General features: G+C 54.7%; 24 protein-coding genes and 1 other annotated feature. Of the genes, 17 read left to right on the top strand and 7 right to left on the bottom strand.

Annotated elements, in window-relative coordinates; translation table 11 throughout:
* Positions 1–70: 70 nt before the first annotated feature.
* The 4 genes from RTN40_RS04835 to acrA form a co-directional block, all read right to left on the bottom strand.
* The gene (locus RTN40_RS04835; RefSeq protein WP_042391642.1) at positions 71–289 is read right to left on the bottom strand and encodes an HHA domain-containing protein; all 219 of its coding nucleotides are present in this window, start codon (positions 287–289) and stop codon (positions 71–73) included.
* A 27-nt stretch (positions 290–316) separates the two neighbouring features.
* Positions 317–691, bottom strand: a complete 375-nt coding sequence (tomB, locus tag RTN40_RS04830) for an Hha toxicity modulator TomB (protein ID WP_042391644.1) — start codon at positions 689–691, stop codon at positions 317–319.
* A 435-nt stretch (positions 692–1126) separates the two neighbouring features.
* A complete protein-coding gene (gene acrB / locus RTN40_RS04825; protein WP_312227472.1) occupies positions 1127–4276 on the bottom strand; it encodes a multidrug efflux RND transporter permease subunit AcrB in 3150 nt (1049 codons plus the stop codon).
* A gap of 22 nt (positions 4277–4298) precedes the next feature.
* Positions 4299–5504, bottom strand: a complete 1206-nt coding sequence (acrA, locus tag RTN40_RS04820) for a multidrug efflux RND transporter periplasmic adaptor subunit AcrA (RefSeq protein WP_312227471.1) — start codon at positions 5502–5504, stop codon at positions 4299–4301.
* A gap of 142 nt (positions 5505–5646) precedes the next feature.
* Here acrA and acrR point away from each other — a divergent pair, with 142 nt between their 5' ends.
* Both acrR and mscK read left to right on the top strand, forming a co-directional pair.
* On the top strand, positions 5647–6300 hold the full coding sequence (gene acrR / locus RTN40_RS04815) for a multidrug efflux transporter transcriptional repressor AcrR (protein WP_312227470.1): 654 nt from the start codon (positions 5647–5649) through the stop codon (positions 6298–6300).
* 133 nt (positions 6301–6433) lie between these two features.
* Positions 6434–9784: a mechanosensitive channel MscK gene (mscK, locus tag RTN40_RS04810; protein ID WP_312227469.1), complete on the top strand. Its 3351-nt coding sequence runs from the start codon at positions 6434–6436 to the stop codon at positions 9782–9784.
* Positions 9785–9791: 7 nt separating this feature from the next.
* Here the strand turns inward: mscK and rsmS are convergent, their stop codons facing one another.
* Positions 9792–9950: a pleiotropic regulatory protein RsmS gene (rsmS, locus tag RTN40_RS04805; protein WP_312227468.1), complete on the bottom strand. Its 159-nt coding sequence runs from the start codon at positions 9948–9950 to the stop codon at positions 9792–9794.
* A gap of 18 nt (positions 9951–9968) precedes the next feature.
* Complete coding sequence (gene priC, locus RTN40_RS04800; protein ID WP_312227467.1) at positions 9969–10496, bottom strand: primosomal replication protein N''; 528 nt, start codon at positions 10494–10496, stop codon at positions 9969–9971.
* A gap of 67 nt (positions 10497–10563) precedes the next feature.
* Between priC and RTN40_RS04795 the strand changes: the two genes are divergently transcribed.
* The 15 genes from RTN40_RS04795 (at position 10564) to RTN40_RS04725 (ending at position 24168) form a co-directional block, all read left to right on the top strand.
* The gene (locus RTN40_RS04795; RefSeq protein ID WP_312227466.1) at positions 10564–10941 is read left to right on the top strand and encodes a DUF454 family protein; all 378 of its coding nucleotides are present in this window, start codon (positions 10564–10566) and stop codon (positions 10939–10941) included.
* A gap of 149 nt (positions 10942–11090) precedes the next feature.
* Entirely contained in the window at positions 11091–11642 is a 552-nt protein-coding gene (apt, locus tag RTN40_RS04790) for an adenine phosphoribosyltransferase (protein WP_312227465.1), read from the top strand.
* A gap of 94 nt (positions 11643–11736) precedes the next feature.
* Entirely contained in the window at positions 11737–13665 is a 1929-nt protein-coding gene (dnaX, locus tag RTN40_RS04785; RefSeq protein ID WP_312227464.1) for a DNA polymerase III subunit gamma/tau, read from the top strand.
* Positions 12998–13062 (top strand) — a sequence feature (DnaX frameshifting element). (Overlaps the previous gene by 65 nt.)
* A gap of 53 nt (positions 13666–13718) precedes the next feature.
* The gene (locus tag RTN40_RS04780) at positions 13719–14051 is read left to right on the top strand and encodes a YbaB/EbfC family nucleoid-associated protein (RefSeq protein ID WP_042391656.1); all 333 of its coding nucleotides are present in this window, start codon (positions 13719–13721) and stop codon (positions 14049–14051) included.
* Positions 14052–14259: 208 nt separating this feature from the next.
* Complete coding sequence (locus RTN40_RS04775; protein ID WP_312227463.1) at positions 14260–14562, top strand: type II toxin-antitoxin system HigB family toxin; 303 nt, start codon at positions 14260–14262, stop codon at positions 14560–14562.
* Between the two features lie 5 nt (positions 14563–14567).
* A complete protein-coding gene (locus tag RTN40_RS04770; protein ID WP_312227462.1) occupies positions 14568–14927 on the top strand; it encodes a transcriptional regulator in 360 nt (119 codons plus the stop codon).
* Positions 14928–15035: 108 nt separating this feature from the next.
* On the top strand, positions 15036–15644 hold the full coding sequence (recR, locus tag RTN40_RS04765) for a recombination mediator RecR (RefSeq protein ID WP_042391660.1): 609 nt from the start codon (positions 15036–15038) through the stop codon (positions 15642–15644).
* Between the two features lie 96 nt (positions 15645–15740).
* Entirely contained in the window at positions 15741–17615 is a 1875-nt protein-coding gene (gene htpG, locus RTN40_RS04760; RefSeq protein WP_312227461.1) for a molecular chaperone HtpG, read from the top strand.
* 201 nt (positions 17616–17816) lie between these two features.
* Positions 17817–18461, top strand: a complete 645-nt coding sequence (adk, locus tag RTN40_RS04755; protein ID WP_312227460.1) for an adenylate kinase — start codon at positions 17817–17819, stop codon at positions 18459–18461.
* A gap of 153 nt (positions 18462–18614) precedes the next feature.
* On the top strand, positions 18615–19577 hold the full coding sequence (gene hemH, locus RTN40_RS04750) for a ferrochelatase (RefSeq protein ID WP_312227459.1): 963 nt from the start codon (positions 18615–18617) through the stop codon (positions 19575–19577).
* A 64-nt stretch (positions 19578–19641) separates the two neighbouring features.
* Positions 19642–20946, top strand: a complete 1305-nt coding sequence (locus tag RTN40_RS04745; RefSeq protein WP_312227458.1) for an inosine/guanosine kinase — start codon at positions 19642–19644, stop codon at positions 20944–20946.
* Between the two features lie 379 nt (positions 20947–21325).
* The gene (gene mdtJ, locus RTN40_RS04740) at positions 21326–21679 is read left to right on the top strand and encodes a multidrug/spermidine efflux SMR transporter subunit MdtJ (protein WP_312227457.1); all 354 of its coding nucleotides are present in this window, start codon (positions 21326–21328) and stop codon (positions 21677–21679) included.
* Complete coding sequence (mdtI, locus tag RTN40_RS04735) at positions 21666–21995, top strand: multidrug/spermidine efflux SMR transporter subunit MdtI (protein WP_312227456.1); 330 nt, start codon at positions 21666–21668, stop codon at positions 21993–21995. Before mdtJ ends, mdtI begins: the two co-directional genes overlap by 14 nt.
* 129 nt (positions 21996–22124) lie before the next feature.
* Positions 22125–23108: a DUF1852 domain-containing protein gene (locus RTN40_RS04730; protein ID WP_312227641.1), complete on the top strand. Its 984-nt coding sequence runs from the start codon at positions 22125–22127 to the stop codon at positions 23106–23108.
* A 28-nt stretch (positions 23109–23136) separates the two neighbouring features.
* Complete coding sequence (locus RTN40_RS04725; RefSeq protein ID WP_312227455.1) at positions 23137–24168, top strand: methionine synthase; 1032 nt, start codon at positions 23137–23139, stop codon at positions 24166–24168.
* Between the two features lie 42 nt (positions 24169–24210).
* Here the strand turns inward: RTN40_RS04725 and RTN40_RS04720 are convergent, their stop codons facing one another.
* Positions 24211–24492, bottom strand: a complete 282-nt coding sequence (locus tag RTN40_RS04720; protein WP_312227454.1) for a biofilm development regulator YmgB/AriR family protein — start codon at positions 24490–24492, stop codon at positions 24211–24213.
* Positions 24493–24588 lie beyond the last annotated feature (96 nt).

The following is a 24588-nucleotide window of genomic DNA, read 5'->3' as shown; positions in this document are numbered from 1 at the left end:
CCCGACCCTGGGATCCACCAAAACGCGTCTGATAAAGGCAGCGAGAAATCGCAATAGAAGCGTGCGCGATCTAGCGAACAAATTTCCACACGGAGGAGGGAATTTTGTCGTAAAGCTTATTCATTGTCAGCTCAGCCAGACGGTGATCGGCTGCGGAATAAAATACTGTCAGCTCATTGTCAGAAAGTTCGTATTTATTTTTTTCAATCACGCGTTCAAGCGTATCAATTGTCTGACAGCGCCGCAGGCGCATCAAATAATCTACTTTTGTTAATGGTTTATCAGACATAAATTCACCTATGTATTTGTAATAGTTTTAACAGGACAAGCTAACAGGGTTAGCCTTGCTCACATTAACGAAACAGCGAAACAGGCGGTTGCCGGATTTGCGCCATTTCTGCAAGTCTTCTGTACTAATGCCATAGCTACTGAACAGCATGAACGTGTCGTCCAGGTATTCGTCAATCTGGGCAATCAGTTTATTATCTTCATTGTACTTAATTTTATAATTAAGTGCGAAGGTCGCAATATGCTCAATCAGCTCATTTAACTGCAAATTGATTGCCGACGTGGGATCGTTAACCCAGCCATGGTGGCTCTCTTCAAGGTTTGAGAGGCAATCATGGTACAACGTTTCGCAAAGAAATTTCAGCTGCGCGACATCATGCCTTTTTGGCGAGTATTCGTCCATAACGTATCCCCTTTAAAGTGGCTTTTTTTTCACATGGAACACTGTTTCGGGATGGATACCTCCTTGAGGGCGGCGTCTAAGCTGCTCTTGCGCCTCAATTTAACTATAAGTCACTCTGAAAAAGTTTTCCTGGAGCGATTACGAAAAATTACAATTATCATCTTTTGCTTTCGATTTACCCTCCATCAAAGGGGTGAACCTCTCTCGTCTGCTCACGCATGGTTAAGAATATTCTTACGTGAATGTATCTTTACTATTAATTAAGAATATCTTCACTTCTTAAGATAATCCTTTAAGCTATAGGAATTATGCGACATATATCTACTACAGAAAATAATGCAATAAACAATAAGTCGTCATGATGATTTTCAGGCAGAAAATGAAAAGGCCGCTTGCGCGGCCTTTGATTTACAACTCGTTAAGATTCAGAGTGGATTAGTGATGTTCAACGGCATGGCTGTGTTCAACATCTTCTGATTTGCGGCTAAAGCGGCGGCGTACCACCACAAAGAAGACCGGTACGAAGAAGACGGCCAGCACGGTTGCCGTTACCATCCCGCCCATAACGCCAGTACCTACTGCATTCTGCGCGCCGGAGCCTGCGCCGGTGCTGATTACCAGCGGCATAACGCCGAGGATAAACGCCAGCGAGGTCATCAGGATAGGACGCAGACGCATACGTACCGCCTCGAGCGTTGCCTCAATCAGCCCTTTGCCCTCTTTATCCATCAGATCCTTGGCGAACTCGACGATAAGTATCGCGTTCTTCGCCGACAGGCCAATGGTAGTCAGCAGACCTACCTGGAAGTAGACGTCGTTGCCCAGCCCGCGGAACGTCGCCGCCAGCAGTGCACCGATAACTCCCAATGGAACAACCAGCATAACCGAGAACGGAATCGACCAGCTCTCGTACAGTGCCGCCAGACAGAGGAAGACCACGATCAGCGAGATGGCGTACAGGGCAGGGGCCTGGTTACCGGAGAGGCGCTCCTGATAGGACATGCCCGTCCAGTCATAGCCTACGCCCGCAGGCAGCGTACCCGCCAGCTGCTCCATCAGATCCATCGCTTCACCAGTACTCTTGCCTGCACCCGCTTCACCCAGGATCTCCATCGATGGCAGACCGTTATAGCGCTCCAGACGCGGAGAACCATACTCCCAGTGCGACGTAGAGAACGCCGAGAACGGCACCATCTGGCCATCGCTGCCGCGCACGTACCAGTTATTGATATCGCTTGGCAGCATACGGTACTTAGCCTGTGACATCACGTATACCTTCTTCACGCGACCGCGGTCGATGAAGTCGTTTACGTAGCTACCGCCCCAGGCCGTACCCAGCGTGGTATTGATGTCGCTGATGGAGACACCCAGCGCCTGCGCTTTCTCCTGATCGATATCGATCTTGAACTGCGGCGTATCTTCCAGGCCGTTAGGACGGACGCCCACCAGCATGTCAGGGTGTTTCGCCACTTCGCCAAGCAGTTGGTTACGCGCCTGCATTAGCTTGTCATGGCCAAGGTTGCCCTGGTCAATTAGCTGGAAGTCGAAGCCCGTTGCCGTACCCAGCTCAACAATTGCCGGCAGGTTAAAGGCGAAGACCATCGCATCTTTAATCTGTGCGAAACGCGCGCTGGCGCGGCCCGTAATGGCCGGAACTTTGTTCTCTTCCCCTGCACGCTCTTCCCAGTTTTTCAGGGAGACGAATGCAATACCGGTGTTCTGGCCACGGCCCGAGAAGCCGAAGCCGTTAACGCTAAACACGGAGTTAACGTTCGCTTTCTCTTCTTTCAGGTAGTAATCCGTTACCTCATCGAGCACCTTCTGGGTACGCTCCTGGGTTGCCCCTGCCGGCAACTGTGCCATGGTGAGGAATACACCCTGATCTTCATCTGGCAGGAACGAGGTTGGCAGACGGACAAACAGGAACGCCATGCCCGCAACAATAATGATATAAAGCAGCAGATAACGACCGGTACTGCGCAGAATATTCCCTACGCTGTCGGTGTAGTGGTGCGTGCTCTTATCAAACATGCGGTTAAACCAGCCGAAGAAGCCTTTTTTGCCTTCGCCGTGGTCGCCTTTAGCGATCGGCTTCAGCATAGTGGCACAGAGGGCTGGCGTCAGGATCAGCGCCACAATCACCGACAGCACCATCGCCGAAACGATAGTAATCGAGAACTGGCGATAGATCGCCCCGGTAGAACCACCGAAGAAGGCCATCGGGATAAATACCGCTGACAGCACCAGGGCAATACCCACCAGCGCGCCCTGAATCTGTTCCATCGATTTCCGCGTCGCCTCTTTGGGCGGCAGACCCTCTTCGGCCATAACACGTTCGACGTTCTCTACCACCACGATGGCGTCATCCACCAGCAGGCCGATAGCCAGCACCATACCAAACATGGTGAGGGTGTTTATCGAGTAGCCGAAGGCATTGAGGATCGCGAAAGTTCCCAGCAGCACCACCGGAACGGCAATCGTTGGGATCAGCGTCGCACGGAAGTTCTGCAGGAACAGGTACATCACCAGGAACACCAGTACGATCGCTTCGACCAGCGTTTTCACCACTTCGTTAATAGAAATTTTAACGAACGGCGTGGTGTCGTACGGGTAGACCACCTGCAGGCCCGCCGGGAAAGTCGGCTTGAGAGACTCAATGGTTGCGCGTACCGCTTCAGCTGTATCCAGCGCGTTGGCACCGGTTGCCAGCTTGATCCCCAGACCCGACGCCGGTTGACCGTTGTACTTGGCGATGACGTCGTAGTTCTCACCGCCCAGCTCAATCTCTGCCACGTCGCGCAGGCGAACCTGAGAGCCATCCTGGTTCACTTTCAGCAGAATTTTACCGAACTCTTCCGTTGAGGTGAGACGGGTTTGAGCAATGATCGAGGCGTTCAGCTGCTGGCCTTTCACCGGCGGCGTACCGCCGAGCTGGCCTGCGGCGACCTGGGCGTTCTGCGCTTTAATCGCATTAATCACGTCAACCGGGGTGAGCTGGAAGTTGTTCAGCTTATTCGGATCCATCCAGATACGCATCGCATACTGGGCACCAAACAGCTGCACGTCACCGACGCCCGCGGTACGGCTAACCGGATCTTTCACCGTCGCGCCCACGTAGTCGGCAATATCTTCCTGGGTCATCGAGCCATCGGTGTTAATCATCCCCAGCACCATCAGGAAGCTGCTGGATGACTTCTCAACGCTGACGCCCTGCTGCTGTACTTCCTGCGGCAGCAGCGGCATGGCCAGCTGCAGTTTGTTCTGCACCTGAACCTGCGCGATGTCCGCATCGGTACCGGAGTTAAAGGTCAGCGTGATCTGCACCGTACCCGACGAGTCGCTGGTGGAGGACATATAGAGCAGGCCATCGATACCGTTCATATTCTGTTCGATAACCTGCGTCACGGTATCCTGCACCGTTTTCGCATCTGCGCCAGGGTAGGTAGCTGAGACCGTCACTGCCGGTGGCGCGATCGAAGGATACTGCGCTATCGGCAAGTTGAGGATCGAAAGCGCCCCCGCCAGCATGATAATGATCGCGATAACCCATGCAAAAATGGGGCGATCGATAAAAAACTTAGACATGTCTTAACGGCTCCTGTTTAAGTTAAGACTTCGTTTGTTCTGACTGGGCGCCAGCTGCAGCTTGCTCTTTCTTGTCAGAAGCCTGCTCGGTATTCACTTCCTGCACTTTAACCTGCGCGCCCGGCCGAACTTTCTGCAGTCCGGTGACAATCACGCGATCGCCATCTTTCAGACCGCCGGTGACCAGCCACTTATCGCCAATCGCCTGCGAGGTCTGCACCTGGCGACTTTCAACCTTATCGCCTTCGCCCACGACCATGGCAGATGCCTCACCGCGCGGCGTGCGGGTGATACCCTGCTGCGGAACCAGCAGCGCATTCGGGTTCAGCCCCTCTTCCAGACGGGCGCGCACGAACATGCCCGGCAGCAGAGTCTGATCCGGGTTAGGGACGATAGCGCGCAGGGTAATGGAGCCGGTGGTTTCATCAACCGTGACGTCAGAGAACTCCAGCGTACCGGTCTGCGGGAAAGTTGCGCCGTCGTTGGTAAGCAGCTCAACTTTTGCTTTGCCGTTCTCTTGCTTCAGGGTGCCTTTCTCCAGCTCCTGCTTCAGACGCAGGTAATCATTGCTGGACTGGGTCACATCCACATAGATCGGATCGAGTTGTTGCACGGTTGCCAGAGCATTGGTCTGGCCGGTCTGCACCAGTGCGCCTTCCGTTACCGACGACTTACCAATGCGGCCGCTGATAGGGGAAATCACTTTGGTATAGGCCAGATTGATGCGTGCGGTCTCAACGGCGGCCTTCGCGGCCACGACTGAGGCATTCGCCTGCTGCGCTTCCGCCTGGGCGTTATCGAAATCTTGCTGACTGATATATTTAGTACCAATCAGGCTCTGGTAGCGCTTAAGGGTAACTTGAGCAATATTTGCCGCAGCCTGGGCGCGGGCTAAATCGCCTTTTGCGCTCTCATAGGAGGCTTGATAAGTGGCCGGATCGATTTGATAAAGCGAGACACCCGCTTCGACATCGCTACCCTCGGTGAAGTTACGTTTTAAGATGATGCCGCTAACCTGCGGTCTGACTTCAGCAACGCGATAGGCGCTGGTGCGGCCTGGCAGTTCAGTGGTCATCTGCAGAGGTTCGGATTTGAGTGTAACAACCCCAACTTCTGGCGCCTGCTGTGCTCCTTGTTGAGCCGGTTTATCATCACATCCTGTTAGCGCTAAGCTGCCCGAAAGCATCAGAACGGCCGCCAGAGGGGTAAATCCTCTGTTTTTGTTCATAGGTAAACCTCGAGTGTCCGATTTCAAATTAATCAGTGGATCAAACGCCCACAAACCCATTGCTGCGTTTATATTATCGTCATGCTATGGTACATACATTCATAAATGTATGTAAATCTGACTCCCTTAAAATCACCAACATATGGCACGAAAAACCAAACAACAGGCCCAGGAGACACGTCAGCATATTTTAGATGTCGCTATGCGGCTGTTTTCAGCGCACGGCGTCTCCAAAACGTCTCTGGCAGACATTGCGCAGGCTGCGGGTGTAACGCGTGGCGCAATTTATTGGCACTTCAAAAATAAGTCAGATTTATTTGGTGAAATTTGGGAGTTGTCAGAGTCCAGTATTGGCGATCTCGAGCTTGAGTATCAGGCAAAATTCCCTGATGATCCACTCTCCGTTTTACGCGAAATTTTGGTCTATATCCTTGAAGCAACAGTTGTCGAAGAGCGTCGCCGTTTAATGATGGAGATCATCTTCCACAAGTGTGAGTTTGTCGGTGAAATGGCCATAGTGCAACAGGCACAGCGTAATTTATGCCTCGAAAGTTACGATCGTATTGAACAGACTCTCAGCCACTGTATTAAAGCGAAAATGCTGCCTGCTAACCTCCTCACCCGCCGGGCGGCTATTCTGATGCGCAGCTACATCTCCGGCATTATGGAGAACTGGCTCTTTTCCCCACAAACGTTTGATCTCAAAAAAGAAGCCCGCGACTACGTTGCCATCCTGCTGGAGATGTTTCAGTTCTGCCCAACCATGCGTGCACAGCCTGGGCTACTCAGCGCCTGATTTTACTCCATGACGCCAGGAAATATCCTGGAGGCTATGCGCATTGCTATGTTGTCCCAGACGGGCGTGATATTCTCTGCGCGTGGCCAGTCCCGGCCCGCTTTCCCGTAAAGAAACCATTCATCTAAAAATTATGCTGCACTCCATACGCTCGCAAAATCCGCTATCCGCTTTTGCTCTGGTGCTGATGCTTGTCGCAAGCCTGTTTTCGACGGCTTCGCAGGCCCGTGCCAGTACCGATCTGCCTGTCCGGGCAGAGGTGCAAAGCCAGCTTGATGCGCTCAATAAGCAAAAAGATCACACCCCGCAGGATAAGCTCGTCATTGACGATCTGACGCAAACCCTGGATACCCTCGATAAGCTCGAGCGGGTCAAGCAGGAGACCACCCAGCTTCGCCAGAAGGTCGCCCAGGCACCGGATAAGATGCGCGAGGCGACGGACGGGCTTAACGCCCTGAACGATAAAGACAACGATGACGAAACGCGCAAAACGCTGGCGACGCTCTCGCTGCGCCAGCTGGAGTCGCGGGTCTCGCAGCTGCTGGACAATCTTCAGACCGCGCAGAACGATCTGGCAGCCTACAACAGCCAGCTAGTGGCGCTGCAAACCCAGCCGGAACGGGTGCAGAATGCCATGTACACCGCCTCGCAGCAGCTACAGCAGATCCGTAACCGCCTGAACGGTACTGGAGCAGGAGAGGGCGCCTTGCGTCCGACTCAGCAGACGCTGCTGCTGGCCCAGCAGGCGCTGCTAAATGCCGAGATCGACCAGCTGCGTAAAAGCCTGGAGGGTAACACCACCCTGCAGGATACCTTGCAGAAGCAACGCGACTACGTAACGGCTAACAGTAACCGTCTGGAGCATCAGCTCCAGCTCCTGCAGGAGGCGGTCAACAGTAAGCGCCTGACGCTGACCGAAAAAACTGCTCAGGAGGCGGTTACGCCGGATGAGACCGCGCGTATCCAGGCCAACCCGCTGGTGAAGCAAGAGCTGGATCTCAACCATCAGCTCAGCCAGCGGCTGATCGACGCCACGGAAAACGGCAACGCGCTGGTTCAGCAGAATATCAAAGTTAAAAACTGGCTCGATCGTGCCCTGCAGTCCGAGCGCAATATTAAAGAGCAGATCTCAGTGCTGAAGGGAAGCCTGCTGCTGTCGCGCATTCTCTATCAGCAGCAGCAGACGCTGCCCTCCGCTGACGAGCTGGAGGATATGACCAACCGCATCGCCGATCTGCGTCTCGAGCAGTTTGAGATTAACCAGCAGCGTGATGCTCTGTTCCAGAGTGACGCTTTCGTCGGCAAGCTGGAGGAGGGGCACGAGAGCGAGGTGAACGATGAGGTGCACGATGCGCTGTTACAGGTTGTTGATATGCGCCGCGAACTCCTCGATCAGCTCAACAAGCAGCTCGGCAATCAGCTGATGATGGCGATTAACCTACAGGTTAACCAGCAGCAGCTGATGAGCGTCTCTAAAAGCCTGCAGGAGGTGCTGACCCAGCAGATTTTCTGGGTAAACAGCAACAAGCCGATGGACTGGGAGTGGATCAAAGCTTTCCCGCAGGCGGTAAAAGAGCAGTTCCGCACCATGAAGATCACCGTGAACTGGGAGAAAGCATGGCCTGCGGTGGCGATTGCGTTTCTGGCCGGGCTGCCGCTGCTGCTGATTGCGGGCCTGATCCGCTGGCGTCTGGGCTGGCTGAAACAGTACCAGGCCCGGCTGGCGGATGAGGTGGGGCAACTGCGCAACGACAGCCAGGGCCATACGCCGAAGGCAATCCTTATTGACCTGATCCGTGCTCTGCCGGTCTGCCTGCTGATCCTCGCGGCAGGGCTGATCCTGCTCACCATGCAGCTTAATATTAGCGAGCTGCTGTGGGCCTTTAGTAAAAAGCTGGCGCTCTTCTGGCTGGTATTCGGCCTGTGCTGGAAGGTGCTGGAGAAAGACGGCGTCGCGGTGACCCACTTCTCTATGCCTGCGGAGCTGACCAGCCACTGGCGCCGGCAGATTGTACGCGTCAGTCTTGCATTACTGCCGCTGCACTTCTGGTCGGTAGTCTCTGAGCTATCGCCGCTGCACCTGATGGACGATGTCACCGGACAGATTGTGATCTTCCTGAACCTGCTGGTGATTAGCATTCTAATGTGGCCGATGTGCCGCGACAGCTGGCGCGATAAGGAGTCGCATGCCCTGCGGTTGCTGACGGTCACGGTGCTCTCCATTGTGCCGCTGGCGCTGATGGTCCTGACCGCCACTGGCTACTTCTATACCACGCTGCGCCTCTCTGGCCGCTGGATTGAGACCGTCTACCTGGTGATTATCTGGAATCTGCTCTACCAGACGGTGCTGCGCGGACTGAGCGTGGCGGCACGCCGTATTGCCTACCGCCGTGCGCTGGCCCGTCGGCAGAATCTGGTGAAAGAGGGCGCGGAGGGCGCGGAGCCGCAGGAAGAGCCAACCATCGCTCTCGAGCAGGTCAACCAGCAGACGCTGCGCATTACCATGCTGGTGATGGTGGCGCTGTTTGGCGTTGTCTTCTGGGCGATTTGGTCCGATCTGATCACCGTATTTGCCTACCTCGACAGCATTACGCTCTGGCACTACAACGGCATGGAAGCAGGGGCTAGCGTGGTGAAAAGCGTCACCATGGGCAGCCTGCTGTTTGCAATCATCGCGGCGATGGTGGCCTGGGCACTGATCCGCAACCTGCCGGGGCTACTGGAGGTGCTGGTGCTCTCGCGTTTGAAGATGCGCCAGGGGGCTTCCTACGCCATCACCACCATTCTTAACTATGTAATTATTGCCGCCGGGGCAATGACGGTGTTTGGTTCGCTGGGGGTATCGTGGGATAAACTCCAGTGGCTGGCGGCCGCGCTGTCGGTCGGTCTCGGTTTCGGCTTACAGGAGATTTTCGGTAACTTTGTTGCCGGTATTATCATCCTGTTCGAACGCCCGGTACGCATCGGCGATACGGTAACCATCGGTACCTTCTCCGGGACGGTCAACAAGATCCGCATCCGTGCCACTACCATTACCGACTTTGACCGTAAAGAGGTGATCATTCCGAACAAGGCCTTCGTAACCGAGCGCCTGATCAACTGGTCGCTCTCCGATACCATCACCCGCGTGGTGGTGCGACTTGGGGTGGCCTATGGCTCCGATCTGGACAAAGTGAAGGAAGTGCTGCTGAAGGCGGCAATGGATCATCCGAAAGTCATGCACGATCCGGAACCGGCAGTCTTCTTTACGACTTTCGGGCCGAGCACGCTGGATCACGAGCTGCGTCTCTACGTGCGTGAGCTGCGCGATCGCAGCTATACCGTAGATGAACTGAACCGTACCATCGATCGGCTGTGTCGGGAAAACGGTATCGATATTGCGTTTAACCAGCTGGAAGTGCACCTTCGCAATGCGAAAGGTGAGGAGCTGACCGAGGTGAAGCGCGACCTGAACGGCGACGATCCGGCGCGCTCCGTCGCCTGATGCGCTTTTAAGAACGCGTATCCTGAAGCGGGACTTTTTTCTCAAAGTCCCGCTTTACTATCTCCAGCGCCTTCAGTACCGTCTCCGGCGCGATTGCATGTTCCTCCAGCAGCATGATCAGATCCACCGCCAGCTTGATCTCTTCCGGCGCATTTTCCAGCGACATAGTTACTCCTGAAATTCATTACCGGGTTAACCGGGCGAGTACGTTTTCAATCCGCGCCAGCGCATGGCGACAGCGGGCCAGCCTACCCTCCAGCGCCACCACTTCTCGCTGTAAATTTTGCTGCTCCTCAAAACCGGTGGCCCTGGCGAGTAGCAGCTCGCGAGCCTGTTTCATCTCCTGCAGGCGACGCTCATACTGCTGGTGCTGTAGCCGCTGGCGCTGCCATTTGGTCACCGCTGGCGAGGCGCTGTCCCACTCCCTCAGCGACCATGTGGCCGTCTCCCGGGTAAGGGCGGCGAGCTGTGACGAAAGATGTTCCGCCAGCCAGGCCACCTGCGGCTGCTGTCCGGCATTAACCGCATGACGCAGGGCGGCCAGATTATGGTCGGCCTCGTCCAGGCAGGCACGCATTAAGGTGCTGCGGGTCTGGAACAGATGGCGGTCAAAGCGTGCGCTAACGGTGGCGTGGTGGGCCAGCGGCGCAGCCCGCTCGCGCAGGGAGGCGAGCTGTTTCTCCAGCGAATCTAAAAGCAAAACCGTTTTCAACAATCTTTCCCCTGTATTCATCGGGGCTATGTTACATTAGCCAAAAAAGCCCGATAACGATCCTATTATGCAACGTACTCTGTTAATTATCACCGGCTGGCTGGCGGTTGCGCTCGGCACGCTCGGCGTGGTACTGCCGGTACTGCCTACGACGCCTTTCATTCTTTTAGCCGCCTGGTGCTTTGCCCGCTCGTCACCGCGATTTCACGCCTGGTTGCTCTATCGCTCCTGGTTTGGCGGCTATCTTCGCCACTGGCAGCAGTATCGTGCCATGCCGCCGGGCGCAAAGCCCCGGGCCATCGCGGTTATCATATTGACGTTCGCGATCTCATTATGGCTGGTTAAGCTCATGTGGGTACGTTTTCTGCTGCTGGCGATCCTCGCCTGCCTGCTACTCTTTATGTGGCGCATCCCGGTGGTTGATGAAAAGCAACAAAAGCAGTGAAGCGCACTCAAGCTTATTGCATTTGTCCCGTTCTGCCAGTACATTCGACCGTTTTCGAGCACGGGCACGCTTGGTTAAATGTTAAACAATAGTTACATGGCCCCGTAAAGCGTGCAGTGAGTATGACCGTTTCTAGCAGGCAAAAAACCATGACAGCAACTGCTCAGCAGCTTGAGTATTTAAAAGACAGCATTAAAAGCATCCAGGACTATCCAAAACCGGGGATCCTGTTCCGGGATGTCACCAGTTTGCTGGAAGATCCGAAAGCGTATGCTCTCAGCATTGAACTGCTGGTCGCGCGTTTCAAAGACGCAGGCATTACCAAAGTCGTCGGGACAGAAGCCCGTGGCTTCCTGTTCGGTGCGCCGGTGGCCCTGGCGCTGGGTGTTGGCTTTGTGCCGGTGCGTAAGCCGCGCAAGCTGCCGCGTGAAACTATCGCCGAGAGCTACGAGCTGGAGTACGGCACCGACCAGTTAGAGATCCACGTTGATGCCATCAAGCCAGGCGATAAAGTGCTGGTGGTAGACGATCTGCTGGCAACCGGCGGCACTATTGAAGCTACCGTTAAGCTGATCCGCCGCCTGGGTGGGGAAGTCACCGACGCTGCCTTTATTATCAACCTGTTTGATATCGGTGGCGAAGAGCGTCTCGTGAAGCAGGGTATCACCTGCTACAGCCTGGTCCCGTTCCCGGGCCACTGATCGCCATCCGTCAGTACACAGTCTCGCTGTTAGGGCGAGGCTGTGGTAGCATTGCCCCTCGTATATCCACCTTCCAGCGTTCCAGAGCCTGCCCATGAGTTATCAGGTCTTAGCCCGTAAGTGGCGACCACAAACTTTTGCTGACGTCGTCGGTCAGGAGCATGTGCTGACTGCACTGGCGAACGGCTTATCGTTAGGACGCATTCACCATGCGTACCTCTTTTCCGGCACCCGCGGCGTCGGAAAAACCTCTATTGCCCGTTTGCTGGCGAAGGGGCTGAACTGCGAAACCGGCATCACCGCGACGCCGTGCGGCGTGTGCGACAACTGCCGCGAAATCGAGCAGGGACGCTTTGTCGATCTGATTGAGATCGATGCCGCCTCGCGTACTAAAGTTGAGGATACCCGCGATCTGCTGGATAACGTCCAGTATGCACCGGCCCGCGGCCGCTTCAAAGTCTACTTGATAGACGAAGTGCATATGCTGTCGCGCCACAGCTTCAACGCCCTGCTGAAGACCCTTGAGGAGCCGCCAGCACACGTGAAGTTCCTGCTGGCGACCACCGATCCGCAGAAGCTGCCGGTGACTATTCTCTCCCGTTGCCTGCAATTTCATCTTAAGGCGCTGGACGTGGATCAGATCCGCCAGCAGCTTGAGCATATTCTCGACGAAGAGAAGATCCATCACGAGCCGCGCGCTCTGCAGCTGCTGGCCCGCGCCGCCGACGGCAGCCTGCGCGACGCCCTTAGCCTGACCGATCAGGCGATTGCCAGCGGCGACGGTCAGCTCACTGCCCAGGCGGTGAGCCAGATGCTCGGCACGCTGGACGACGATCAGGCGCTGTCGCTGATTGAGGCGCTGGTGGAGGCCAACGGCGAACGCGTCATGTCGCTGGTCAACGAGGCTGCCGCCCGCGGCGTAGAGTGGGAGGCGCTGCTGGTTGAAATGCAGACTCTGCTGCACCGTATCGCCATGGTACAGCTCTCTCCCTCCGCGCTCGGCAGCGATATGGCCGCTATTGAGCAGCGCCTGCGCGAGCTGGCACGCACCGTGCCGCCGGGCGACGTTCAGCTCTACTACCAGACGATGCTGATTGGCCGTAAAGAGCTGCCGTTTGCGCCGGACAGGCGGATGGGCATCGAGATGACCCTGCTGCGTGCGCTGGCGTTCCATCCGCGTATGCCGCTGCCGGAGCCGAGCGTGCCGGCGCAGGACTTCTCCCCGGTCGCACCGACGGCGGTGCTGACCCCAGAGCAGGTGCCGCCATCGCCCCCCGCCGCGCCGCCGCGTAGCGATGCGCCTCTGTCGGACACCACCAGCCAGGTGCTGGCCGCCCGCAGCCAGCTGCAGCGTGCTCAGGGAGCGACCAAAGCAAAAAAGAGTGAACCGGCAGCGGCAACCCGCACGCGGCCGGTGAATAACGCCGCGCTTGAGCGGCTGGCATCGGTTACCGAACGCGTCCAGGCGCGCCCGGCTGCCGCTGCCAGCGAGCAGGCGCCGGTAAAAAAAGAGGCCTACCGCTGGAAGACCACCCTGGTTACCGAAGAGGTAAAAGAGGTGGTGGCTACGCCGAAGGCGCTGAAGAAAGCCCTTGAGCATGAGCGCACGCCGGAGCTGGCGCAAAAGCTGGCTGAAGAGGCTATAGCCCGCGATCCGTGGGCGGCAGAGGTGAGTCGGCTCAGCCTGCCTAAACTGGTTGAGCAGGTGGCGCTTAACGCGTGGAAGGAGCAGGACGGCAGCCGCATCTGTCTGCACCTGCGCACCACCCAGCGGCACCTTAATTCGGCTGGGACGTTAAAAGTTTTAGGTGAGGCGCTTAATACCCTGCACGGTTCGGCGGTTGAAGTGTCTATCATTGAAGATGATAATCCCGCGATGCGCACTCCGTTGGAGTGGCGTCAGGCGATTTACGAAGAGATGCTTGCGCAGGCGCGTGAGTCGATTATTGCGGATAGCAACATTCAGACCCTGCAGCGGTTTTTCGATGCGGATCTGGATGAAGAGAGCATTCGCCCTATTTGATCGTAAGTTTGACTTACGGTTGTCATTTTTAACGTGAATGAAGAGAGAAGCCTATGTTTGGTGGTAAAGGCGGTCTGGGTAACCTGATGAAGCAGGCCCAGCAGATGCAAGAGAAGATGCAGCAGATGCAGGAAGAGATTGCGAAGCTGGAAGTGACCGGTGAGTCCGGTGCCGGTCTGGTGAAGGTCACCATCAACGGTGCGCACAACTGCCGTCGCGTGGAGATCGACCCAAGCCTGCTGGAAGACGATAAAGATATGCTGGAAGATCTCGTTGCTGCGGCCTTCAACGATGCGGCGCGCCGTATCGAAGAGACCCAGAAAGAGAAGATGGCAGGCGTCTCCTCCGGTATGCAGCTGCCGCCGGGCTTTAAGATGCCATTCTAATGGCTTTGCGCAGCTAGCCATTATCAGCGCTACGCGATCTCAAACGATCCTGTCAGCAAGGCAGATCTTGAGAGTGAGCGTAGCGCATCATAAGTGAATCAAAATCAGTCAGTTTTAACTACCCTACCTCCACTCATTTCCGTTGTTCTCTTAGTCCCATAATGGGATATCATTTGCTAAAGTCCCATGATGGGACTAGAGTGGTGCTATGAAAATCATATCCGTTAAAACGCTGAAGGAGTTTTGGGCGGTACACCCTGATGCAGAGCAGTCGCTTAAAGCGTGGCATGATGAAGTTTTGCAGGCTGAATGGAAAACGCCAGCCGATATTAAGGCCCAGTACCGAAACGCCAGCATTCTTAAAAACAGGCGGGTAGTTTTTAACATTAAGGGAAACGATTACCGCTTAATCGTCTCCATTGCCTATCTGCGCGGATGGGTATACGTGAAATTTATCGGAACACATAAAGAGTACAATGCCATCAATGCTGAAAGTGTTGAACGGGGGTAAGTAAGATGCAAATTAAACTCATCAAAAATGAACAGGATTACGAAGCTGCTTTAAGAGCTGTGGCACCCATGTTCGATGACGAACCCTTGATGAATACACCGGAAGGGGATTTTTTTGAAGTGATGTGCCTTCTTATAGAAGAGTATGAGAAGAAGCATCACGCTATCGCTCCGCCCGATCCCATTGAAGCGATTAAATTCAGAATGGAACAGCAGGGGTTAAGCGTTGGCGATCTAGAGTCTGCAATAGGGAAATCTAATCGCGTCTATGAAATTCTTAATCGTAAACGTAATTTAACGTTGCCTATGATTAGAAAGCTTCATGCTCAATTTGGTATTCCTCTTGAAAGTCTGGTGGGTCAGTAAGCGTCGAGACTTTCCGTCAGCTCTCAGGCTCCATTAAGATTCAATATCGAATAAATTATTTTAAGTGATTGATATGTTTAATTTTAAATATTGTAAGGGGCCGTTCTAATGCAGACCAGTCCGCTGCTGACGCAGCTTATGGAAGCCCTGCGCTGCCTGCCGGGCGTTGGCCCGAAATCGGCGCAGCGCATGGCCTTTACGCTCCTGCAGCGCGATCGCAGCGGCGGAATGCGCCTTGCCCAGGCCCTGACGCGGGCGATGTCGGAGATTGGCCACTGTGCCGACTGCCGTACCTTCACCGAGCAGGAGGTGTGTAACATCTGCTCGAACCCGCGTCGTCAGGAGAACGGTCAGATCTGCGTGGTAGAGAGTCCAGCGGACATCTACGCCATTGAGCAGACCGGGCAGTTCTCCGGCCGCTACTTCGTGCTGATGGGGCACCTGTCACCCCTCGACGGCATCGGCCCGAACGATATCGGTCTCGACCGGCTGGAGCAGCGGCTGGAGCGTGAGCAGTTAAAAGAGGTGATCCTCGCCACCAACCCCACGGTGGAAGGGGAGGCGACCGCCAACTACATCGCCGAGCTGTGCGGGCAGTATGGCGTTGATGCCAGCCGCATCGCCCACGGTGTGCCGGTGGGCGGCGAGCTGGAGATGGTCGACGGCACAACGCTCTCCCACTCGCTGGCCGGACGCCACAAGATCCGCATTTCGTGAAAAAACGGGGGCATTTTTCTGCCCCCGCTTGAAATCCTTTCGCCATATCCCCATCTTCCCCTCAACACCAAATGGCATTGTTGAGGTATTTTTTCGATGAAAGGACAAGAAACACGCGGCTTCCAGTCAGAAGTAAAACAGCTTCTGCATCTGATGATCCATTCTCTCTACTCCAACAAAGAGATCTTCCTGCGTGAGCTTATCTCTAACGCCTCGGATGCGGCAGACAAGCTGCGTTTCCGTGCGTTGTCAAAACCCGAGCTGTACGAGGGTGACGGTGAGCTACGCGTGCGCGTCTCCTTTGATAAAGAGAAGCGTACTCTGACCATTGCCGACAACGGTATTGGTATGAACCGCGACGAAGTGATTGACCATCTGGGTACGATTGCTAAATCCGGTACTAAAGCATTTTTACAGTCGATGGGCTCCGACCAGGCGAAAGATAGCCAGCTGATCGGCCAGTTCGGCGTCGGCTTCTATTCGGCGTTTATCGTTGCCGATAAAGTCACCGTGCGCACCCGAGCCGCGGGCGACAGCGCAGAGAATGGCGTGTTCTGGGAATCCGCAGGCGAGGGCGACTACACCGTTGCCGATATCACCAAAGAGGATCGCGGAACCGAGATCACCCTGCACCTGCGCGAAGGCGAAGATGACTTCCTCAACGACTGGCGCGTTCGCTCCATCATCAGCAAATACTCCGATCATATCGCGCTGCCGGTAGAGATCGAGAAGCATGAAGAGCAGGATGGCGAAACCGTTATCAGCTGGGAGAAGATCAACAAGGCCCAGGCACTCTGGACCCGCAGCAAGTCTGAAATCAACGACGACGAATACAAAGAGTTCTATAAGCACATTGCCCATGACTTTACCGATCCGCTGGCCTGGAGCCACAACCGCGTAGAGGGCAAGCAGGAGTACACCAGCCTGCTCTACATTCCGGCCCAGGCACCGTGGGATATGTGGAACCGCGATCACAAGCATGGCCTGAAGCTCTACGTGCAGCGCGTCTTCATCATGGACGAGGCCGAGCAGTTCATGCCGAACTACCTGCGCTTTGTGCGTGGCCTGATTGATTCCAACGATCTGCCGCTGAACGTCTCCCGTGAGATCCTGCAGGACAGCTCCGTCACCCGTAACCTGCGTAGTGCCCTGACCAAGCGCGCATTGCAGATGCTCGACAAGCTGGCGAAGGATGATGCCGAGAAGTACCAGGGCTTCTGGAAACAGTTTGGCCTGGCGCTGAAAGAGGGTCCGGCGGAAGATAGCGCCAACATGGAAGCGATCGCCAAACTGCTGCGCTTCGCCTCTACCCACACCGACTCTTCCGAGCAGACGGTGGCGCTGGCAGACTACGTCTCCCGCATGAAAGAGGGCCAGGAGAAGATCTACTACATCACCGCCGACAGCTACGCCGCCGCGAAGAGCAGCCCGCATCTTGAACTGCTGCGTAAGAAAGGCATTGAAGTGCTGCTGCTCTCCGATCGCATCGACGAGTGGATGATGAGCTATCTCACCGAGTTCGACGGCAAATCTTTCCAGTCCGTGGCGAAAGCCGATGAGTCGCTGGATAAGCTGAACGACGAGGTAGACGAGAGCGCGAAAGAGGCTGAAAAAGCCCTGGAGCCGTTCGTTGAGCGCGTGAAAACCCTGCTGGGCGAGCGCGTGAAAGAGGTGCGCTTTACCCACCGCCTGACCGATACGCCGGCGATCGTCACTACCGACAACGACGAGATGAGCACCCAGATGGCGAAGCTGTTTGCCGCTGCGGGCCAGGCCGTGCCGGAAGTGAAGTACATCTTTGAGCTTAATCCGGACCACGTTCTGGTGAAACGCACTGCGGATATCCAGGACGAAGCGCAGTTCAAAGCATGGGTTGAGCTGCTGCTGGATCAGGCTCTGTTTGCCGAGCGCGGCACGCTGGAGGATCCTAACCAGTTTATCCGCCGCATGAACCAGCTGCTGGTTTCTTAACCTCTCTTCGCACCGTTCCCTCCTACCCCCTGGTAGGAGGGAACGATTCAGCTGCTCAACTTCCCGCCGAACCCGCCTGCATAAGCCTCGCTTCCTTGTGGTGATACTGACTTTAGTGGTATGGTTTTCGCTTCAAACAACGTTGTATACCTGTCATCAATTATCTGGGTATAAAAATTCAAAACGTAGAGGAATTACGCAATGCGTATCATTTTGCTCGGCGCTCCGGGCGCAGGTAAAGGCACTCAGGCTCAGTTCATCATGGAGAAATACGGTATTCCGCAGATCTCCACCGGTGACATGCTGCGCGCCGCGGTTAAATCTGGCAGCGAGCTGGGCAAACAGGCAAAAGACATCATGGATGCCGGTAAACTGGTGACTGATGAGCTGGTTATCGCGCTGGTAAAAGAGCGTATCGCCCAGGAAGATTGCCGCAACGGCTTCCTGCTGGACGGTTTCCCGCGCACCATTCCTCAGGCAGATGCGATGAAGGACGCGGGTATCAACGTTGACTACGTGCTGGAGTTTGATGTGCCGGACGATCTGATCGTCGATCGCATCGTGGGCCGTCGCGTGCACGCTGCCTCTGGCCGCGTCTACCACATCAAATACAACCCACCGAAGGTGGAAGGTAAAGACGACGTGACTGGCGAAGAGCTGAGCACCCGTAAGGACGATCAGGAAGAGACCGTGCGTAAGCGTCTGGTAGAGTACCATCAGCTGACCGCGCCGCTGATCGGCTACTACCAGAAAGAAGCCGAAGCCGGCAACACCAAATATGCGAAGGTTGATGGCACCCAGGCCGTCAGCGCCGTTCGCGCCGAGCTGGAGACGATCCTCGGCTAAGCGCTCTCGGTTAAAACGCGCATCCCCGGTGCCTGCGCCGGGGATGTTCTCCTCTTCTCCCTCTCCCCAAGATTTTCCCTTTCGCAGCAATGGGTTTCGTTTACGCCCGTTTCAGTTACAATTCTTACAGGCTTAAATGAATATGAGGCACGAATGAGTCAGGCTAAAACCGGCATCCTGCTGGCGAATCTGGGTACCCCCGATGCTCCCACCCCCGCAGCGGTAAAACGCTATCTTCGCCAGTTTTTAAGCGATCGTCGCGTAGTGGATACCCCGCGTCTGCTGTGGTGGCCGCTGCTGCGCGGCGTGATCCTGCCGATTCGTTCTCCGCGCGTGGCAAAACTCTACCAATCCGTCTGGATGGAAGAAGGCTCACCGCTGATGGTCTACAGCCGCCGCCAGCAGCAGGCGCTGGCCGCCCGACTGGACGACGTCCCGGTATCGCTGGGCATGAGCTATGGCTCGCCTTCACTGGAGAGCGCGGTTGACGATCTGATCTCCCAGGGCGTAGAGCATATTGTGATTCTGCCGCTCTACCCGCAGTACTCCTGCTCGACCGTGGCCGCCGTCTGGGACGAGCTGGGGCGTATTCTGCAACGCAAACGCAGCATTCCCGGTATCTCGTTGATCCGTGACTATGCCGATAACCCGGCGTATATCGACGCGCTGGCTAACAGCGTGCGTGCCTCCTTTGCCCGACACGGTGAGCCGGATCTGCTTCTGCTTTCCTATCACGGCATTCCCCAGCGCTATGCGGAAGAGGGTGATGTCTATCCCCAGCGCTGCCGTGATACCACTCGTGAGCTGGTCTCAGCCCTTGGCATGCCGCCGGAGAAGGTAATGATGACCTTCCAGTCACGCTTTGGCCGCGAGCCGTGGCTGACCCCTTACACCGATGAGACGCTGAAGATGCTCGGTGAGAAGGGCGTGAAGCACATTCAGGTCATCTGTCCGGGTTTTTCCGCCGACTGCCTGGAGACGCTGGAGGAGATTGCGGTGCAGAACCGGGAATTTTTCCTCGAAGCGGGTGGCGAGAAATATGAATACATTCCGGCGCTTAATGATTCCGCCGATCATATCGACATGATGCTGGACCTGACGGCCCCCTACCGCTAATCGCGCCCGGTGCCGGGAGTGTGCTACCATTCCCGGCCCAATAGGTTATTCGTAATAAGCGCGCATGAAATTTCCCGGTAAACGCAAATCCAAACACTATTTCCCCGTTAACGCCCGCGATCCGCTATTACAGCAGATCCAGCCGGAGAGCGATGCCAGCGCCTCCTGGGTAGTCGGTATCGATCAGACGCTGGTGGATATTGAAGCGAAGGTGGACGATGCGTTTATCGAGCGCTATGCCCTTAGCGCCGGGCACTCGCTGATTATCAGCGATGAGGCTGCCGATGCGCTCTATAAAGAGCTGGTTCGCGACAACCTTATTACTCACCAGTTTGCTGGCGGCACCATCGGCAACACTATGCACAACTACTCCGTGCTGGCGGATGACCGCTCGGTGCTGCTGGGCGTCATGTGCAGCAACGTGGAGATCGGCAGCTACGCCTACCGTTACCTCTGCAACACCTCCAGCCGTACCGATCTCAACTATTTGCAGGGCGTTGACGGGCCAATCGGCCGCTGCTTTACGCTGATTGGCGAGGCGGGCGAGCGTACCTTCGCCATCAGCCCTGGCTATATGAACCAGCTGCGCCCGGAGAGCATTCCTGAGTCGGTGATTTCCGGGGCCTCCGCGCTGGTGCTCTCCTCCTATCTGGTGCGCTGCAAGCCAGGTGAGCCGATGCGTGAGGCGACCATGAAGGCGGTGGAGTACGCTAAAAAGCACAACGTGCCGGTGGTGCTGACCCTCGGCACCAAGTACGTGATTGCTGATAACCCGGCGTGGTGGCGCGACTTCCTCAAGGAGAACGTCTCTATCCTGGCGATGAACGAGGAGGAGGCCGAGGCGCTGACCGGGCTGAGCGATCCGCTGCTGGCGTGTGATAAGGCGTTAGACTGGGTCGATCTGGTGCTCTGCACCGCCGGTCCGGTAGGGCTGTACATGGCAGGCTTTACCGAGGAGTCGGCGAAGCGCAAAACCCAGCATCCGCTGCTGCCGGGGGCCATCGCCGAATTTAACCAGTACGAGTTTAGCCGGGCGATGCGTCACCAGGACTGTGAGCAGCCGCTGCGTATCTTCTCCCATATTGCGCCGTACATGGGCGGGCCGGAGAAGATCATGAACACCAACGGCGCAGGCGATGGCGCCCTTGCCGCGCTGCTGCACGACATCACGGCCAATAACTTTCACCGCACTAACGTGCCGAACTCCAGTAAGCACAACTATACCTGGCTGAGCTACTCGTCGCTGGCCCAGGTGTGTAAATATGCTAACCGCGTCAGCTACCAGGTACTGAACCAACATTCGCCGCGCCTGACCCGTGGCCTTCCGGAGCGAGAAGATAGCCTGGAAGAGGCATACTGGGAGCGTTAATAGATAGCCCGCCAGCGGCGGGCTTGAATTTCTCTGTTAAACACGCACACCTTATTTTGAGCTAACGTAAAGAAATGAAAAAACCCGATAAATAAAATGGGGTTATGCCAAAATAAGGGCGTGTTTAACTACTGAGGACAATTTTTCATCCACACTGAGGAAAAGCAACAACGTGGATAAGTTGTAAAATTATGAACAAGATGTTCGCACCCATGATTATTATCCGCTCCTGCCTTCACACCTTATCCCACTGTTCGATCTGCGACCAGCACTGGCGCTCTGCGCTATAGCTCCGTTCTCTCCTTTACTCACAATTTAATTTCACTCTGCTGACACGCTTATTTTGCGTGGCGGATACCTATTTCTCATTAGGAGAGAAATGATGCGTTATTGGATCCTGTTAGTTCTGGCTATTGCGGCTGAAATAACCGGCACCCTTTCGATGAAATGGGCGAGCGTCAATAATGACACAGCTGGTTTTATTTTTATGCTAATGATGATTGCACTTTCGTACATTTTTTTATCTTTTGCTGTAAAACGTATTGCCCTGGGTGTGGCGTATGCCATCTGGGAAGGCCTTGGTATTTTGTTCATTACCTTGTTCAGCGTAATGCTGTTTGATGAAACCTTATCGACGATGAAAATCGTGGGCTTACTTACCCTGGTTACCGGCGTTGCGCTGATCAAATCCGGTACGCAGGCACGCAAGGAGCAGCAGCATGGCTACGTTTAATGCAGTGCATATTGCCTGGCTGGCCCTGGCGATTGGCCTTGAGATCGTCGCTAACATCTTTCTCAAATATTCTAACGGCTTTCGTCGGCCCCTATACGGCGTGCTGTCGCTGGTCGCCGTGCTAGGCGCGTTCAGCGCCTTGTCACAGGCGGTTAAAGGGATCGATCTGTCAGTGGCTTATGCGCTATGGGGTAGCTTCGGCCTGATTGCCACCGTCGCAGCAGGTTGGGTACTATTTGGTCAGCGGCTGAACAGCGTGGGCTGGGTGGGCGTGGCGCTACTAACGGCGGGCGTGGTGCTGATCAAACTTGCCTGAGAGAAATAAACTCACTTGCATCTCGATCATGAAGGTTCTTCATGTTGAATGAAATTATATCACTTTTACTCACGCAGTGACTCAGGCATAAAGTGATCATGTTTTTAACAATTGATCATACAGATGACGATGAATAAAGCGATTACATTTAACGTGAAGAGTCTCTGCTTTGACGAGAATTATAATCCCTCGGAGAGCACGCGTATCACTACCAATTTTGCTAATTTAGCGAGAGGTGAAAAGCGCCAGGAGAACCTGCGCAATGCTTTAACGATGATCGACAACCGGTTTAATTCGCTGGCGCACTGGGACAACCCTACAAGCGATCGCTACGCTGTTGAGCTGGAAATTATCTCTGTCGAGATGAATATTACAGCTGAAGGCAAGAGCGATGTTTTCCCGGTGATTGAGGTTTTAAAAACAGCAATTGTCGATCGTCAAACTGACGAGCGTATTGAGGGCATCGTCGGCAATAACTTCTCCTCATACGTTCGGGACTATGACTTTAGCGTGCTGCTGTCAGAGTATAATAAAAATAAAGCCGAGTTTGGCACGCCTGATGACTTTGGCGATCTGCACGGCAACATATTTAAGCGCTTTGTTGCATCAGACAGCTATAAAGAGAAGTTTAACAAAGCACCGGTTATCTGCCTGAGCGTATCAAGTAAAAACGTCTACCATCGGACAGGCAACGAGCATCCTGTATTGGGCATCGAATATCAGCAGGATAGCGCCTCCCTGACGGATCGCTATTTTGCAAAAATGGGATTGCAGGTTCGCTACTTTATGCCGCAGGGTAGCGTTGCACCGTTGGCCTTCTATTTTGCTGGCGATCTGCTGCGTGATTACAGCGATCTGGAGCTAATCGGCACCATCAGCACGATGGAGACATTCCAGAAGATCTACCGGCCTGAAATTTATAATGCTAATTCTGCCGCCGGAAAAGTCTACCAGCCAAGCCTCAATTATCAGGACTATTCACTAACGCAGATTGTTTACGATCGCGAGGAGCGTACCAGATTAGCTATTGAGCAGGGAAGGTTTACTGAAGAGTACTTTATCAAACCTTATCAGGCCATTCTTGAGCAATGGTCTACCCGCTCCGCTCTTTGATCAACAAAAAATAATAAGGTCACCTGCTATGAAAAAATTATTACCCACGTCCACCGCGGGCAGCTTGCCCAAACCGGCCTGGCTTGCACAACCTGAAACCCTGTGGTCCCCCTGGAAATTGCAGGACGGAGAGCTTATTGAGGGCAAACAGGATGCACTGCGTTTGTGCCTGCAAGAGCAGGAGCAGGCAGGTATTGATATCGTCAGCGATGGTGAGCAGACGCGCCAACACTTTGTTACCACGTTTATTGAGCACCTTAGCGGCGTGGACTTTGAGAACCGCCAGGTTGTTAAAATTCGCAATCGCTACGATGCAAGCGTACCGTCCGTAGTGGGAGAGGTGAGTCGCCAGAAGCCGGTGTTTGTTGAGGATGCCAAATTCTTACGCCAGCAAACCGATCGGCCAATTAAATGGGCCTTGCCGGGGCCGATGACGATGATCGATACGCTCTATGATAATCACTATAAAAGCCGTGAAAAGCTGGCCTGGGAATTTGCCAAAATTCTCAATCAGGAAGCAAAAGAGCTGGAGGCTGCGGGGGTCGATATTATCCAGTTTGATGAGCCAGCGTTTAATGTCTTTTTTGATGAGGTGAATGACTGGGGTATTGCTGCGTTAGAAAGAGCCATTGAAGGGCTTCAGTGTGAAACGGCAGTGCATATCTGTTATGGCTACGGCATCAAGGCCAATACGGACTGGAAAAAGACGCTGGGATCCGAGTGGCGTCAATATGAAGAGATCTTCCCCAAGCTGCAAAAATCTAACATCGATATTATCTCCCTGGAGTGTCAAAACTCTCGCGTGCCAATGGATCTCATTGAACTGATTCGCGGAAAGAAAGTGATGATTGGGGCTATTGATGTGGCAACCAATACCATTGAGACACCGGAAGAGGTCGCCGATACGTTACGTAAAGCGCTTCAGTTTGTTGACGCCGACAAGCTCTATCCCTGCACCAACTGCGGCATGACCCCGCTGTCACGCCGGGTGGCCAGAGGCAAGCTCAATGCGTTAAGCGCAGGCGCAGAGATTGTCCGCAGAGAGCTGCTGGGTAAATAACCTCGTCACTACGTGAAGACACCCTGGTCAAGGCGACCAGGGTTAAAATAATGACTTGTTCGTTACCAGCATCAGCGCCTCGCGCAAGATACTCTGCTGTACCTCTCCAGACGACAGCTTCATTCTGACAATCAGCACCAGCTGAATCTCTTTAAAGGTCAGGCATTTACCGGACTTAAGCAACTCCGCTGATATGGCTCCGATAGCTTCTTCCGGACTGGCATACTCTGGCTGTAAAACAATCGCTGAAGCGCTATGGTCCGCTTCAACCACGATTTGGCAATTGATAGTATTCCCTTCATTTTTGTGGATTATTTTATTCATGACGTGCCTTTACTGCATTGGCAAGCGGGCCATTCGTCCTCGAATAACGCTGCTTAGGTTTGATATCTGTACTGCCAATGCCGTGAGAAATCCTTG

The organism is Pseudescherichia sp. (assembly GCF_031987975.1).
Classification (GTDB): Bacteria; Pseudomonadota; Gammaproteobacteria; order Enterobacterales; family Enterobacteriaceae; genus Pseudescherichia.
Note: the sequence above shows the minus strand (reverse complement) of the source record. Positions and strands in the feature narration are given on the sequence as shown.

Coding starts and splice junctions, on each gene's coding strand:
- RTN40_RS04835 (WP_042391642.1), bottom strand. CDS start 289: ATGTCTGATAAACCATTAACAAAAGTAGATTATTTGATGCGCCTGCGG.
- tomB (WP_042391644.1), bottom strand. CDS start 691: ATGGACGAATACTCGCCAAAAAGGCATGATGTCGCGCAGCTGAAATTT.
- acrB (WP_312227472.1), bottom strand. CDS start 4,276: ATGTCTAAGTTTTTTATCGATCGCCCCATTTTTGCATGGGTTATCGCG.
- acrA (WP_312227471.1), bottom strand. CDS start 5,504: ATGAACAAAAACAGAGGATTTACCCCTCTGGCGGCCGTTCTGATGCTT.
- acrR (WP_312227470.1), top strand. CDS start 5,647: ATGGCACGAAAAACCAAACAACAGGCCCAGGAGACACGTCAGCATATT.
- mscK (WP_312227469.1), top strand. CDS start 6,434: ATGCTGCACTCCATACGCTCGCAAAATCCGCTATCCGCTTTTGCTCTG.
- rsmS (WP_312227468.1), bottom strand. CDS start 9,950: ATGTCGCTGGAAAATGCGCCGGAAGAGATCAAGCTGGCGGTGGATCTG.
- RTN40_RS04795 (WP_312227466.1), top strand. CDS start 10,564: ATGCAACGTACTCTGTTAATTATCACCGGCTGGCTGGCGGTTGCGCTC.
- apt (WP_312227465.1), top strand. CDS start 11,091: ATGACAGCAACTGCTCAGCAGCTTGAGTATTTAAAAGACAGCATTAAA.
- dnaX (WP_312227464.1), top strand. CDS start 11,737: ATGAGTTATCAGGTCTTAGCCCGTAAGTGGCGACCACAAACTTTTGCT.
- RTN40_RS04780 (WP_042391656.1), top strand. CDS start 13,719: ATGTTTGGTGGTAAAGGCGGTCTGGGTAACCTGATGAAGCAGGCCCAG.
- RTN40_RS04775 (WP_312227463.1), top strand. CDS start 14,260: ATGAAAATCATATCCGTTAAAACGCTGAAGGAGTTTTGGGCGGTACAC.
- RTN40_RS04770 (WP_312227462.1), top strand. CDS start 14,568: ATGCAAATTAAACTCATCAAAAATGAACAGGATTACGAAGCTGCTTTA.
- recR (WP_042391660.1), top strand. CDS start 15,036: ATGCAGACCAGTCCGCTGCTGACGCAGCTTATGGAAGCCCTGCGCTGC.
- htpG (WP_312227461.1), top strand. CDS start 15,741: ATGAAAGGACAAGAAACACGCGGCTTCCAGTCAGAAGTAAAACAGCTT.
- adk (WP_312227460.1), top strand. CDS start 17,817: ATGCGTATCATTTTGCTCGGCGCTCCGGGCGCAGGTAAAGGCACTCAG.
- hemH (WP_312227459.1), top strand. CDS start 18,615: ATGAGTCAGGCTAAAACCGGCATCCTGCTGGCGAATCTGGGTACCCCC.
- RTN40_RS04745 (WP_312227458.1), top strand. CDS start 19,642: ATGAAATTTCCCGGTAAACGCAAATCCAAACACTATTTCCCCGTTAAC.
- mdtJ (WP_312227457.1), top strand. CDS start 21,326: ATGATGCGTTATTGGATCCTGTTAGTTCTGGCTATTGCGGCTGAAATA.
- mdtI (WP_312227456.1), top strand. CDS start 21,666: ATGGCTACGTTTAATGCAGTGCATATTGCCTGGCTGGCCCTGGCGATT.
- RTN40_RS04730 (WP_312227641.1), top strand. CDS start 22,125: ATGAATAAAGCGATTACATTTAACGTGAAGAGTCTCTGCTTTGACGAG.
- RTN40_RS04725 (WP_312227455.1), top strand. CDS start 23,137: ATGAAAAAATTATTACCCACGTCCACCGCGGGCAGCTTGCCCAAACCG.
- RTN40_RS04720 (WP_312227454.1), bottom strand. CDS start 24,492: ATGAATAAAATAATCCACAAAAATGAAGGGAATACTATCAATTGCCAA.